Annotated in this window: 12 protein-coding genes and 1 tRNA gene; 4 read left to right on the top strand and 9 right to left on the bottom strand. The window is 45.7% G+C overall.

What is annotated here, in order from left to right; translation table 11 throughout:
• The first annotated feature begins 11 nt into the window (after positions 1 to 11).
• From ftsZ to KN811_RS15580, 3 genes are all read left to right on the top strand, one after another.
• A complete protein-coding gene (gene ftsZ / locus KN811_RS15590) occupies positions 12 to 1,976 on the top strand; it encodes a cell division protein FtsZ (RefSeq protein ID WP_187966276.1) in 1,965 nt (654 codons plus the stop codon).
• Positions 1,977 to 2,183: 207 nt separating this feature from the next.
• The gene (locus tag KN811_RS15585; protein WP_187966275.1) at positions 2,184 to 2,630 is read left to right on the top strand and encodes a GatB/YqeY domain-containing protein; all 447 of its coding nucleotides are present in this window, start codon (positions 2,184 to 2,186) and stop codon (positions 2,628 to 2,630) included.
• A 41-nt stretch (positions 2,631 to 2,671) separates the two neighbouring features.
• A tRNA-Arg gene (locus KN811_RS15580) sits at positions 2,672 to 2,745 on the top strand.
• A gap of 201 nt (positions 2,746 to 2,946) precedes the next feature.
• Here the strand turns inward: KN811_RS15580 and KN811_RS15575 are convergent.
• Both KN811_RS15575 and KN811_RS15570 read right to left on the bottom strand, forming a co-directional pair.
• Positions 2,947 to 3,840 (bottom strand): DUF6892 domain-containing protein, encoded by an 894-nt coding sequence (locus KN811_RS15575; protein ID WP_187966274.1) that lies wholly within the window; start codon positions 3,838 to 3,840, stop codon positions 2,947 to 2,949.
• A gap of 354 nt (positions 3,841 to 4,194) precedes the next feature.
• A complete protein-coding gene (locus KN811_RS15570) occupies positions 4,195 to 4,890 on the bottom strand; it encodes a hypothetical protein (RefSeq protein ID WP_187966273.1) in 696 nt (231 codons plus the stop codon).
• A gap of 436 nt (positions 4,891 to 5,326) precedes the next feature.
• Here KN811_RS15570 and KN811_RS15565 point away from each other — a divergent pair, with 436 nt between their 5' ends.
• Positions 5,327 to 6,256: an endonuclease/exonuclease/phosphatase family protein gene (locus tag KN811_RS15565; protein ID WP_187966272.1), complete on the top strand. Its 930-nt coding sequence runs from the start codon at positions 5,327 to 5,329 to the stop codon at positions 6,254 to 6,256.
• A gap of 24 nt (positions 6,257 to 6,280) precedes the next feature.
• On the opposite strand, the gene KN811_RS15560 is transcribed toward KN811_RS15565, so the two are convergent.
• From KN811_RS15560 to KN811_RS15530, 7 genes are all read right to left on the bottom strand, one after another.
• Positions 6,281 to 7,228, bottom strand: coding sequence for a glycoside hydrolase family 43 protein (locus KN811_RS15560; RefSeq protein ID WP_187966271.1), 948 nt, complete (start codon positions 7,226 to 7,228; stop codon positions 6,281 to 6,283).
• The gene (locus KN811_RS15555; protein WP_187966270.1) at positions 7,228 to 8,268 is read right to left on the bottom strand and encodes a glycoside hydrolase family 43 protein; all 1,041 of its coding nucleotides are present in this window, start codon (positions 8,266 to 8,268) and stop codon (positions 7,228 to 7,230) included. The genes KN811_RS15560 and KN811_RS15555 overlap by 1 nt, the downstream gene beginning before the upstream one ends.
• Before the next feature lie 54 nt (positions 8,269 to 8,322).
• Positions 8,323 to 8,460 (bottom strand): hypothetical protein, encoded by a 138-nt coding sequence (locus KN811_RS15550; protein ID WP_187966269.1) that lies wholly within the window; start codon positions 8,458 to 8,460, stop codon positions 8,323 to 8,325.
• Positions 8,461 to 8,496: 36 nt separating this feature from the next.
• The gene (locus KN811_RS15545) at positions 8,497 to 9,525 is read right to left on the bottom strand and encodes a glycoside hydrolase family 43 protein (protein WP_187966268.1); all 1,029 of its coding nucleotides are present in this window, start codon (positions 9,523 to 9,525) and stop codon (positions 8,497 to 8,499) included.
• 211 nt (positions 9,526 to 9,736) lie between these two features.
• Positions 9,737 to 10,786, bottom strand: coding sequence for a glycoside hydrolase family 43 protein (locus KN811_RS15540; RefSeq protein ID WP_247716523.1), 1,050 nt, complete (start codon positions 10,784 to 10,786; stop codon positions 9,737 to 9,739).
• A gap of 4 nt (positions 10,787 to 10,790) precedes the next feature.
• The gene (locus tag KN811_RS15535) at positions 10,791 to 11,960 is read right to left on the bottom strand and encodes a glycoside hydrolase 5 family protein (RefSeq protein ID WP_187966267.1); all 1,170 of its coding nucleotides are present in this window, start codon (positions 11,958 to 11,960) and stop codon (positions 10,791 to 10,793) included.
• A gap of 354 nt (positions 11,961 to 12,314) precedes the next feature.
• Positions 12,315 to 13,844, bottom strand: a complete 1,530-nt coding sequence (locus KN811_RS15530; protein ID WP_187966266.1) for a RagB/SusD family nutrient uptake outer membrane protein — start codon at positions 13,842 to 13,844, stop codon at positions 12,315 to 12,317.
• Positions 13,845 to 13,859: the final 15 nt, after the last annotated feature.

The raw sequence follows: 13,859 nt of genomic DNA, 5'->3' as shown, positions 1-13,859 counted from the left end.
AAACAAGAATTATGAGTAGCAACACAGATTTTGGAAACATCTCATTCGACATGCCCAAGAACCAGAGTAATGTCATAAAGGTCATTGGTGTTGGGGGTGGAGGCAGCAATGCCATAAACCACATGTTTCAGATGGGGATCAAAGGAGTCGATTTTGTAGTGTGTAACACCGATTCGCAAGCCCTGGATAACAGTCCGGTGCCAAACAAAATACAGCTCGGAGTAGCCCTGACCGAAGGGTTGGGGGCGGGAGCCAATCCGGAAGTAGGTGAAAAAGCGGCCATAGAAAGTTTTGAAGACATCAAAGGTATGCTCGACAGCAATACCAAAATGCTTTTTATAACCGCCGGAATGGGCGGTGGTACAGGAACCGGTGCTGCACCTATCCTGGCCAAGATGGCCAAGGAAATGGACATACTCACCGTGGGTATTGTTACCATACCCTTCCAGTTCGAAGGAAAAATGCGTAACGAACAGGCCCGCCGGGGAGTAGAAAATCTACGTAGTCATGTAGATTCGCTTATTGTAATTAATAATAATAAACTTCGGGAAGTCTACGGTAACCTGGGATTCAAGGCCGGATTTTCCAAGGCCGATGAAGTGCTTGCTACCGCTTCCAGGGGGATAGCCGAAGTAATTACGCATCATTATACCCAGAATATCGACCTCAGGGATGCCAAGACCGTACTGTCCAATAGCGGTACCGCTATTATGGGGTCTGCTTCCGCATCCGGAGGCAACAGGGCACAGGATGCCATTGTCAAGGCACTCGACTCACCCCTGCTGAACGACAACAAGATCACCGGAGCCAAAAACGTATTGCTACTTATCGTTTCGGGCGGAGAGGAGATCACCATAGACGAGATAGGGGAGATCAACGACCATATTCAGAATGAAGCAGGTAACAGTGCCAATATCATCATGGGTGTGGGAGAAGACGATTCCCTGGGAGACGCTATTTCCGTTACCGTTATCGCTACAGGTTTTAATATAGAACAACAACACGAAATAGTAAATACCGAAGCCAAAAAGATCATCCATACCCTGGAAGACGAACAAAAGGCTACTCAGAACCTTACTCCGGACAAAACCGCGTCAACAATGAATTTTCCCGGGGTGATGGCCCAACCTCAGCGGGAGGAAAAAAAAGAGACGACGATAAAACACACACTCACCGAAGAGGATAAAGGAAAGAGGATGGATCTCGTTCCCACAACAGACCTTATTAAAGACATAAATGTGGTATACGACGAAGTCTATGCCAGGGAAGAGGACTTCGTGATCATAGATACCACCGAGAATATAAGGAACATAGATGTACAGGCCGAAGAAGTACAAACTGCAGAACAAAAAGAGCAGCAGCAGACCACACTTTCTTTCGATATGCCCCTGAGTACAAGAAAAAGTGAGCCTGCCCCTTCTGCAAAAAAGGAAAATAACGAAGAGAAGACCAATGTCTTTACCTTTGATATGGATCGGGATGCAAAGGACTATGATGTGAAAGACCACGTAGAGGTTGTCCCCGTAACCGAGGTTTCTGAAGAAGGCGTAAGAAGGTATAGCCTGGACGACTATATGGAAATGGAAAACAAGCTCTCCAACGCCCAGCCAAAGTCTGCCCCGAAAAAGAACGAGATCGTTGACAAGGAGCTGGCCATTGAAAAAAAAGTGGTAAACGATCCCGTTGAAGGGGGTGAAAACAAGGAGGTAGACCCTTTTAATACCTCCATAGAAGAAAGCCTTAAATTAAGAGCTGAAGAGCGCAGGAAAAAGCTGAAGGAGTTTAATTATAAATTTAACAACAACTCCTCCAAAATAGACGAAATAGAAAAACAGCCCGCATACAAGAGAATGGGAGTTGAGCTGCACGAAAGAACATCTGAAGACGGCACCTCCAGGATCTCCGTAGGGAAGGACAGTAACGACGATATACAGTTGCGTTCCAATAATTCTTTCCTGCACGATAATGTGGACTAGAAAAGGTCACTGTTCCTGGCGATCATGGGTCGGGGAATAGCGAATATAGGGTTAAGTTATACTTTCGAAGACGTTAAACGTTGTGTGTTTTTTCTAAAACCATGACGTTTAACTGTTTTTGGGCGAAAGGGAAAAATCTTGTAATTTTTCGCCGTACAATTTGTAATTCTTTCTTATATTCGCAGTCCGGTAATAAAAGCTGAAAATATGAGTCTGCAAACAAAGGTCATGGAAGAGATGAAAACTGCCATGAAAGCCAAAGACAAGATAACGTTGGAGGCTTTAAGGGCGGTAAAATCTGCATTATTACTGGCCCAGACCGAAAGCGGCGCCAAAGAACTGACCGAAGGAGAGGAACTGAAACTGTTGCAGAAGCTGGTAAAGCAGCGAAAAGACAGTGCCGCCATCTATAAGGAACAGGGAAGAGAAGACCTTGCAGAACCCGAAATAGCACAAGCCGGGATCATCGAAAAGTTTTTACCGGAACAGCTCAGCGAAGAAAAGATTGCGGAGGCAGTAGAAAAGATCATCGCCGAAACCGGTGCCCAGGGCATGCAGGATATGGGAAAAGTGATGGGAATGGCCACAAAACAACTGGCCGGAAAAGCGGACGGAAAGATCATTTCTACTATCGTAAAACAAAAATTGACATAAAATAAACCTCAGATTTGCCGCTTACCGGCAGATCGGAGTATGGCCGCGTAGTTCAACTGGATAGAATATCAGATTTCGGCTCTGAGGGTTGAGGGTTCGAATCCTTCCGCGGTCACTACAAGTACCAAGTCCGCTAACTTTTGTTAGCGGATTTTTGTTTTTTGGAGAAGTTGAAACGCAGTTTCAAAACTTTGGAAAAAAACAAAAAGAGCAAAGCGAGAGCTTTGCGGGCTTGGTATTTGTGAAGGGGAGTTGTTAAGGATCACGAAGTAATCCTTCCGCGGTCACTTGACGTGAATAGTAAACTCATTTAAACTTACAGCCACCTGGCTTTTATCCCCTTTTCATTAAGCTCTTCAATAACGTGTTCTTTGGCATAGCACAAAACGGCTTTCTTTAAGTTGGGAAAATGTTTTGCATCTTCGGTGCTTTCAATGTCCCAATAGTCTTCCCGGCCTTCGCCAAAGCGCAATAAGTGCAGATAGATTTCATTTCCACCATCCTGATAGATTTCGGTCACTTCTCTGGCAAGCCGTTTTGGAATGGGCAAGTCTTTAAAATATTGCGTTACTTCGGAAATAGGCTCATAGCCTTCTTCTTCAATATCAATTTTCCGCTTGTCGTACCATTCCGCAAATTCATAGAGGTCAAATGCCGGCTGAAGTAATTTTTTGTTATACATCAATTCCTGAATAATGGAGACTTTAAACCCAAAATCGTTAAAATCAATCACTTCTTCTTCCAGGGGATGAATGGTGTATTTATCGGCGGGGACTTCTTCTTTATAATAAACGTTCCATCCGATGTAATACCCTAAGGTCTTTCCGTCTTTTACCAGTTGGCCTATTTCGTGCGGGCCCAGTGATAAGGAGCGTTTACCCTGTTGTGCAAACGGTTTGCCCTCGACTGTAATTTCACCGTTGTAAAAGCGTTTGGGCTGCATTTGTATGCCGTTGTGCTTGTTTGTAATCAACAAAATATACAATATGTGGGAAGCATTGGCATAGTCGGCATAAATACCGAGCTTGTCCCAGCAGTCGATGGTGGTTTTGGTAGTTCTGGTCTTTCCGCTGCGGGAGGGCTTTCCCAGCGCCTTATACAGCACCGTAGCGGAAGTCGGGAAGGAAACCGCTACTCCGTTGATATAAAAAGCACCCTCTTTATAGTCGATGTCTGCCGGTTCGGCTTTTTTGTTGAACAGGTTTATCATTTTTACAGCTAAAAACAAGAGTTATTACTGGTATACGTTATTTTATTTTTATGGAGTTCGTTCAATTTTGAGTTTTCTTCTCCTTCTATCTCAATCCTAATCCATAAGAATCCGTTTTCAAACCCGGTAACTAAGCTAACCTCCTGATTGTTTTTATTTTTACTGCCTCCTTTACATAAGTTTTTGAATTTATTTTAATGAGGGAAGCATTTTCTCCAAATTCATCCTTTGTGTCCTTTAACACATCATTGTTGTAAAAACCGTCCAGGGTTTCAAGATAAAAAATGGTATTTCCGTATTTGCATTGTTTTATCCCCGAATATCTGTTAAATCAGCATGATCAGTGCGGTACACTCATTCTTTCTTTTCGGAAAGCACAATCTCTACCAGTCTGTCTTCCGAGGCAAATGCTTTATGATAGGCTTCCAGTTCTTTTGCCTTGACGACAAAACTTTCTTCTTCAAAATCACTGCTGTTCAATTCTTCTTTCGGTTTGGCAATGTCACTTATTTCTACGCTTTTAGCAATGTGGTAGGTGTCATCTTCAACCTTTATCACCTTAAACCAGCCAAAGCCACTTTCTTTGCTATCCATAAAATTCCCTTTTTCTTTATACACCCGGTACCTGCCAAAGTAAATCTCCCCTTCGTGTACGGTTGCCAGTTCTGCCATTTCCTGCTCATAGGCTTTCTTCCGGGCCGGTAGTGTAGCTGTTTCATATACAGCATTGCCAATTAAGTAAATAACGAGCAATAAAACAGGCCAGCCGAGGAGTGTTACTTTGAAGCCCCCTTTCAATGGTGATACCATGGCCGATTGGCTCCTTGACAATTCCTCCATTTGGGGAGACCATTTCCGTTTCGGGATACGCCTTCCTGTCGGTGTTTCCAGATATTCTCCAATGGCTTTTTTACTCTTTATCACAAAAAACACTGTTCTGCTTTCTGCCTGATACAGATTGAGTGTCATAGGAGTGCCCGGGTTTTTGGGGTTTTTAAGATGCGCGGCATCTACTTGTTTTACACTTGTTTTTGATACTCTGATCCACATGAGTTGTTGATTTTAAGGTGATAATATATAGGTTTACTCTTTTGTTCGCTTCCTTTGTGTTAAAAACAGGCAATAATCCTCCCGATGATGGTAGTATACAATACGGTTGAGGCTGTTTTTGCGGTTATAACAATTTGATTCAGATCAGGAAATTGTTTAAAATCCGGAAACAAATGTATAGCATCCTCAGGCACACAACAAGATTTAACCGCATACATAGCAACTACAACTTTTAGAAGAGACGTCTACAAAGCGTCTACAAAATATACAAGAGGAGGTATTATTGCTTCTTTCCGGAAAATCATAAAGAATCCGTTTGCCAAACGCACCCGGAAAAACCCGGGAAAAATAGGAATGGTTATGGACAAACTTTATAATTTTACGGAAAAACAGATATCCGGGCAAAGAAGATCCGGAGCAGAAATTTTCGAACAAAATGAAACAAAAAGTTCAACGTAATTATTATTTGGCCATACTATGGGTGCTATGCAGCTTTTGTACGGTTTATGCACAATCCCTGAACGTGGCGAGTTATAACTTAAGGTACGACAACCCGTCAGATTCCCTCGATAACTGGAAATTCAGAAAAGAGACCGTTGCCAAACTGATCCGCTTCCACGATTTCGACATCTTTGGCAGTCAGGAGGGGCTTCAGCACCAGCTCAATCAGCTAAAGACGGAATTACCGGGATATGATTTTATAGGCGTAGGAAGGGACGATGGAAAACAAAAAGGAGAGCATTCTGCCATATTCTATAAAACAGCCTCGCTAAGTGTGCTGGAGCAGGGAGATTTCTGGCTGTCGCCAGACCCGGCATATCCGAATAAGGGCTGGGATGCCGTATTGCCCCGCATTTGTTCCTGGGGCAGGTTCCGGGTAAAGGATACCGGTTTTGAGTTTTATTTTTTTAATGTCCATTTCGATCACGTAGGTACAGTGGCCCGAAAGGAAAGTGCCCGTCTTATCCTCAAAAAAATAAAAGAACTGGCAGGAGAAATACCGGTTGTACTAACAGGAGATTTTAATGTGGACCAGAACAGCCCCAGCTATAAGATATTGAATGCTTCTGAACAGTTGACCGATACTTACGACCTAGCCTTGCTGAAATACGGTGCTGAAGGAACTTACAATGGGTTCGACCCCAATTCAACAACTACAAGCAGGATAGATCACGTATTTGTATCGCCCGGCTTTAAGGTGAAAAAACACGGGGTACTGACCGATTCGTACAAGATCAGGGGAGAAAGCCTGGAACAACTGGTCAATTCCGGGAATTATCCGAAAGAAATAAAATTATACGGAAATAAGATCAGGCTTCCGTCCGATCATTATCCGGTGATGGTTGTTGTAACATATAATAAATGACCCGCTGTGTGTTCAGCTCATCAACTATAACCCGATCCATTGAAAACTGTCTTTTGAGGCTTTAAATCTGTGGTCCTGAAAATCGAATTTGATCAACGCCGTTTTTCTCGGGTGTACCTCCCGGTTGGAATAGTGGGTGTGCAACACATAATAGAGGGAGCCTTTGTCATCTTTTATGAGATCTCCATGCCCGGTGCCTGCTTTGCCCGTGTTTTTTGTTGAAATGACGGGGTTGTATTTGCTCTTTTTCCAGGGGCCGAGCGGGTTTTTACTAACGGCATACCCCACGGCATAATCCGGGTTTCTGAAATCATTGGCCGAATAGAACAGATAGTAAAGCCCGTCTTTTTTAAGTACGGTAGGCCCTTCGGAGACAGGCCATTCCGCATCCTTTGTATTTTCCCAGCCTTCCCGGGCATTTATACATTCCCTCAGGGTTTCCGGTTTAATGCCCTGGAGGTCTTTTGTCATCTCTGCAACGAAGATCCTGTTTCCGTCCTGTAACCTGACGTGATACAAATAAATCTTTCCATCATCAAAGAAAACAAAAGGGTCGATCTGTTTTACCGGGGCTTTAAGGGCTTTCATGTTATTGGTAAACGGCCCCAGAGGACTATCACCGGTAGCTATGGCAATGTGCTCGTTGGCCGTATAAGCCATGTAATATTTTGAATGGTATTTGAATATTTGAGGGGCCCAGAATCCCTCAGTGCCAAAAGCATCTCCTTTTTTCAGGGCAAAACCGTTTTTTGCCCCAACAGGCCCCTGCCAGTGTTTAAGGTCTGTGGAAGTATAGACCAGGAACCCTTCGCCCTCGATCCTGGGGTCGTTTTTTGTGCCGTAGAGGTAATAAATGCCATTGTCTTTAAAGATCGTGGGGTCTGCCAGGTATATCTGTTCTTTCTCAATGTCCTGGCCCCATGCTTTCAAAGAAAGTAAAAACAGTAGGGCAATGTATTTCCGGTTTTTCATTACTGTTTTATTAGGGGTGTTTTTATTTGATCTATGGAGGGGGAGCCGCCTTTAATTTCGGGCCATCCGTTTGAATATATGAGCCTATCCATAAGAAAAAGCCTTCCCTTTTCCGGGCTCTGCCTGTTTATAGCGTGATACATGATCCAATGCCTGCCGGAATCATCTGCAATGACCGAATTGTGTCCCGGGGCAAGCCATTTGTGGTTTTGATGGAGAATAACGGGGGTTCCCTGTGCGTTTTTATACTTCTCGAAGGGCCCGGCAGGATGTTTTGACCGGGCAACCATTACGGCATAATGGGCATTTTCTCCACAACAATTGTCGCCGGAATAGAAAAGGTAGTAGAAATTTTTGTGTTTCGTTACCCATACCCCTTCGACCAGTTTTTCATAATTGTGCTGATCGTTGTTTTTTACGGGATGGACCAGTGCCGTTGTTGCTGAATTTGCTTTGAAATCTAACATATCATCAGAAAGTTCACGGACTTTAATACTTTCGAACCCTGAACCCCAGTACAAAAATATTTTTCCGGAACCGGGATCCTGGAAGACCATGGGGTCAATGTTCACAAAGCCCTTTCCGCATAATAAAGGTTCTCCCTTGTCTGTGAAAGGGCCTTCCGGCGTATCGGAAACCGCAACACCCAGGCATTTCCCCGTATCATCCGCTACGGATTCGCCGGAATAGTAAAGGTAGTATTTCCCTTTTGATTCCCTGTATATCACATGAGGCGCCCAGAAATCCGAAGACGCCCAGTGCGGTTTTTCAGGCAGGGCATCCCCACAGGCCTGCCAGTGTAAAAGGTCTTTCGATTTTAAAACCTGAATGTTCAGGGTCTCCCCGTTTACCGTAGTATTTGTAGCGTAAGCATAATAAAACCCGTCATGCGCTTTGATCACTGTGGGGTCGGGAAAATTCCGGGCTACTACGGGATTGGTAAATAGCTGATGTCCCTCCCCGGGTTTGGGTGAAGCAGGTTCCTGGCAGGCTGCAAATCCGCTTAAGAAAAAGAACAGTATATTAAAATATGATCTCATGAGTTCTGATATTTCCGTTCCCGATATTGCAGATAATATGTTAATTTTTGAAGTTCAACCCCGGAGACCGGGGGTTAGAAAGCCGCCCAGGTCATGGCCCGGGTTAAACTCTCCGTTCCACCAAGCGGGACGCCCCTCCTCGTTTGAAGAGGGGAGTTCCAGCACCTGGTCAAAAGCTAAAAATTGCGTCAACAGCTTAAATTTTAGTGGATCAACAGTCATTCGGTATTAATTTTCCGAGGGTATTTTTAACACCGTGCCTTCCGAAACAGGGATGCCCAGGTTCGGGGTCCCGTCTTTGTTCCATTCGATCTTTTGCATTCTCGGGGAGCGTTTTCCCACGCAACCGTCACCGGGATTGGAATTGGCGTGATACAGTATCCAGTCTTCCGTACCGTCCGGGGACTTAAAAAAAGAATTGTGCCCCGGGGCATAGACCGAATGCTTTTCCGATTTGGTAAAGATGGGCTCAGGGTGCTTTTTCCAGGAAGCGGGATTCAGGATATCCCGGCCTTCCAGGCTTAGCAGGCCCAGGGCATAATAATCCGTCCAGCATCCGTTTGCAGAAAAAACAATAAATATCTTTCCGTCGTGCTCCAGGTATTGAGGGCCTTCGTTGACATTGACGTGTGGCGGATTGATCTCGTCGTCCAGGTCGCCCTGTTTTTCCCAGGTATAGGTCGGTTCGGCGATTAAAACGCGTTTGCCGTCCATGGTCCATGGGTTTTTCATTTTGGCGATATAGATATTCTGCTGCCCGTTGGTGTTACCTTCCCAGCCGGACCAGATCATGTAAAGTTCATCGTTGTATTTAAAAACATTCCCGTCAATGGCCCACCGGTCCGGCCAGGCCGCGACCCTGCCCTTGAAATCCCAGGTTCCCCGGAAGGGGTCTTCCGAAGTGTTTTCCAGTACATACATGCGGTGGTTGTTATTGTCCCCGTCATCGGCTGCAAAATATACATACCACTTTCCGTCGATGATATGGAACTCAGGTGCCCAGATATCTTTGGAATATAAAGTTCCTTCCGGCGGTGTCCAGATGAGTTTGCTTTCTGCATTTTTGAGGTCGGCCAGGTTTTTGGTTTTCCAGAGCGTCAGCTTGTTACCGAGGGTGTGCGTGTAGTAATAATACCCGTTGTGATATGTGCTGTAAGGGTCCGCCCCCGAAGGCAACAGCGGGTTGGTAAAGGTTCGCTCCTGTGCGAAAAGGCTTCCGCAGGCGAGCAGGAATAAAAGTATGAGTTGTTTTTTCATGTATTTGTTTTTGTTGCCGGTTGCCGGTTGCCAGTTGCCGGTTGCGGGTTTTTTCCGCCGGAAATCTGGTTTCTGCCTGGCCCTTTGTGGATCTCTGTGTAACAACTTTGTGGCACTCTGTGGTAAAATAACACTATTCTTCAATTATCGAATTGTCATACATGGACTACGCTTACTGTATTAGCATATGATCACATGATCCTTCCTGTTTTTATTTCTCATTGTTTTCTATTCCGAATTTTTGGACCAATGTATCGTATTCCTTTTTCGAAATAGGTAGCATACAGCCGTGCCTCACTTTGGCCGGCAAACTGTATTTATCCCAATCGCTGAAAAAGGTATATCCGGAAGCCTGATACCAGGGGCCGTTGAGATTATCGGCTATGGAAAGGCCGTAAGAAACTCCCGGGTATTGTTCGTAATACAAATACCATATTTTTCCATCCGGCGACGGGATCAATGCGGGGGCTTCCCTGAAATTCGGGCTTATGGGATCCTGTGGCAGGGAATACGGACCAAGTAAAGCGTCTGAACGTGCAATGCGGATCGTTTTTCCGGTAGGCCAGTAGAGGGTGGGGTAGGTCTCATCTTTTAAAATGGCATAATAGGTGTCTTCAACCTTTCGGATAATGACATCTATCGTACCGAATTCCCAATTGAACAATTTTTTGGGAGGTCCTTCAAAAGAGATCAGGTCTTTTGAAAGGACATATAAGGTTCGCTGGCTCGCCCAGTATCTTTCAGGGTCTTCTTCGGTGCCCTCCTTGTGCGGGGTATGCCAGGTCATTATAAATTGGTTGGAAGCCTCGTCATAGAACAATTTTGGGGCACCGATCCTTTGCAGGGCCTCATCGTAATCCGGAGTGCTTTTCAGGTCGGGGGTATAAACGGAATGCTTTTTCCAGGAGATCAGGTCTTCCGAGACCCAGATATTGATATCGGGAGATGCATCGCTCGTATTTCCTGCAATATAATAGCGATTGTCGGGCCCTTTGGCAATATCGGGGTGGCCATGATAATCTTCAAAGACCTTTTTCCCGCGATTCAATGTATTCCAATGCAACCCGTCCAGGCTTACGGTATAATACAGGCGGCCATAGTCTTCGTGTGTCATATGTGCAAAGAGATAGGCCTCATTTTCGGGTTTTTCGCCTTCCGCTACCTGCCCGGGAGGATCGGGTTGCTGGGCATTACAGATCGTAAAGAGGAACAGGGCCGGTACTATGGTCCACGTCCTGAAGATCGGGGCTGTTAAATCCATGTCTTTATTTTGCGTTTACTTCCGATGTCAGTTCCGAGATCAATTGGGTTTCCTCTTTTTTATAGGGTTTGCCGTCTTTTCGGAAGACTTCGTGAAACCAGAGGTCCGGCTCGGAAGTGTATTGTTTTGTCCAGCTGTCCCAGGGGTATTTGGTCTGTGTTTTTCCGTCAACCAGCCCCCAGTTGTACATGCCGATACGGTGTTTTTTGGCGACAGGTAAAAACCCTTCAAATGTACTGCCATTGGGCCTTGCCATATATTCCGTACATAGCATGGGCTTGCCATATCTTTGGAGTTGTCCGATCTTTTCTTCAAAATCTTCCGGATCGTTGTAATTGTGAAATGATATGATATCCGATTGTTCCAGTTGTAATTTGTGCATGGGTTTCATGTCTTCATGCGAACTCCAGTCTCCTGTCCAGACCCCGGAGGTCAGGGGCTGGCTCGGATTGGCCTCTCTTGCCCAGGCGAAGGTGTTTTTGAGCAAAGACAGGACCAGATCTGCCTTGTTGGGGATCTCGACATCTTCATAGGAAGGCCCGGTCATATTATCCGGTTCATTCCATAAGTCCCATCCAAGTATGCGGTCATCGTCTTTGAACTCAGCAATGGTTTCTTTTACATAGCTTTCCAGTCTTCCGTATTGCGAAGCATCCTGAAGTACTTTCTGCCCGGGGCTTTGCATCCAGCCGGAATTGTGCACGTGGGGTTTCGGCGCCCTTTGCTCACCGAGGGCAGGAAACGGGTCCCAGCAGGAATCGAACAGGACAAACAATGTTCGGATATGGTGCTTGTCAGCAATGGCAAGGTATTGATCCATCCGGTCATAAAGACCTTCTTTGTCCTGTTTATGAAGCAGGTCGTGCAAATAAACCCGCATAGTGTTCATGCCGATCGCTGCCGCCCACCCCAGTTCCCTGTCTATGGTTTCGGGATCGAAGGTTTCTTCCTGCCACATTTCGAGCTGGTTAATAGCCGTACTGGGACTAAAGTTTGCACCCACCAGCCAGGGCTGGTTCTCATACCATTGATTGGCTTTCTCTTCAGACCAGACGGAACGGGTGGTTGTTTCTGTCTTTGTTTCGGTTTTTGTGTTTTTGTTCGTTTTTTCTTTACAGCCCACCAGAATAAGGATGAGCATTGCATAAAATTTCCAGTTTAAAATTGTCTTCATTATGATGTGTATAAATGGCCCGAATATTTTTTTCGGAATAGGTTAAGAGACTGTCTAAGTTTTATCCTTTGGTTCTTTTATGCGTCTTTTTCCGCCATGCTTCGGCTGCGCTCAGCAACCGTACTTCAGCTATTTTTCGCCACGTAGCTAATGCTATGTGCCTCAAAATACCTTCGTCTGACGAAAAAATACACTATAAAATATTCCAAAAACAAAATTTAGACAGTCTCTAAGTTAATTTAGAGTTTTCTTTGCCTTTTTGTCCCGCAGATGCCGCAGAAAGGCACAGATCTTATCGTTCTCTGCGGGTCGCTATTTAAGTTTAACCAGTTGTAAACACTTTATATGCTCCCTTTAATATCCCGGATTTTGCTCCAGGTTAGGATTATTTTCAACTTCCACCTGGGGTATAGGTAAACGGAGGTGTTTGCCGACTTCGAAATTCTCGAAATCGGGGTCTCTTTCCGCAATTTCATCTACGGATGCCTGATCCTCAAGGTCACCCCATCTTTTCAGGTCTTCCCATCGCACACTTTCGCCGGAGAGTTCCAGTACACGTTCGGTTTTTAAACGGTTCAGGAACGCTTCCCGGTTATTCCCGATCCCGGGATAGGCCGTTGCCAGAGGTGCCATGTTTGCCCTTGCCCTGACCATGTCCACGTACTGGTAGGCATCGGAGGTCATGCCGAGTTCATTCAGTACCTCGGCATAGCGAAGCAGCACATCGGCATAGCGGATCAACCGGAAATTCACTTCAGAGTAGTAGTCCTCATTTTCGCGGTAATAGTCCCTTTGGTATTTCCGGAACCAGGCTTCCTGATCGCCCCATTCCCAGTCCCTTCCGTAGATTTTATCTCCGAAATCTTTAAAAAGGTCCGGATAGAACAGGGAATAACGCAGCCGTTCATCAATTTTTCCATCTGAGGTCTGCTCCTGTTTGAAGGCATTCACGAGCCAGAAACGGGCCTGGCCGTCGGACCATCCGATCCCCCGGGGAGCGAAGAATTGCGCTCTTGTTGTAGACACGGAGGCATCCTGGCCTTCACCGGTCCCGCCACGTCGCTGGTCGCCAAACTGGATCTCATACACGGATTCGGAATTATTCTCATTGAGGTGCGTAAAGTTATCCTCGTAATGATCTACCAGGCTGTACATGGCCCCCTCTCCCTTGATAAGGTATTCCAGGGTAGATTTGGCATCTTCCCAGCGGTGTTGCTGCATATAGAGCTTGGCAAGCATGGCTTTTGCCGCCCCTTTTGTAGGCCTTCCGGTTTGTGCAGCGTCCCAGGCTTCGGGTAATGCTGCAAAGGCTTCGGTCAGATCCTGTTCTACCTGGGCAAAAACTTCTTCTTTGGTATTTTGCGGATGGAGATCGTCCGGCTTTGAAGGTTCCAGTACAAGGGGGACATTTTCCCAGAGCACTCCGGCGTAGTAATAATGCAGTGCCCTCAGGAATTTGGCTTCGCCCAGGAGCTGTTGCTTCCTGTTCTCATCCGAAAATTCAATGTCCGGGACATTGGCCAGTACCTGGTTGGCCCTGAAAATAGCCTTGTAAGTATCCCGCCAGGTTACCGAATTTCCTTCCCAGAAATTATAATTGATGTAACCAAACCGGGTCCAGTCTGCCAGTTCCACCCAGGGGCTCTGGCTAAAACCTTCGTCGGAAGTGAGGTCGAGCCGAAAATAGACCCATCTCGCCCATAAACCGTCTTTATAGAACATGGCGTAAATGGCATTGACCCCTTTTTCGGCATCGTCCGGGGTTACCCAGAACTGGTCGGTAGTAAGGGCATTCGGGTTCTTGAGGTCCAGTTCGTCTTTTTGGCAGGAGGTAACTGCAAAAAGAGTGCATATCACTGTACTTATGATTAATAATTTTTTCATCGCGATTGGTTTATG

Source organism: Sinomicrobium weinanense, from assembly GCF_018863395.1.
Classification (GTDB): Bacteria; Bacteroidota; Bacteroidia; order Flavobacteriales; family Flavobacteriaceae; genus Sinomicrobium; species Sinomicrobium weinanense.
Note: the sequence above shows the minus strand (reverse complement) of the source record. Positions and strands in the feature narration are given on the sequence as shown.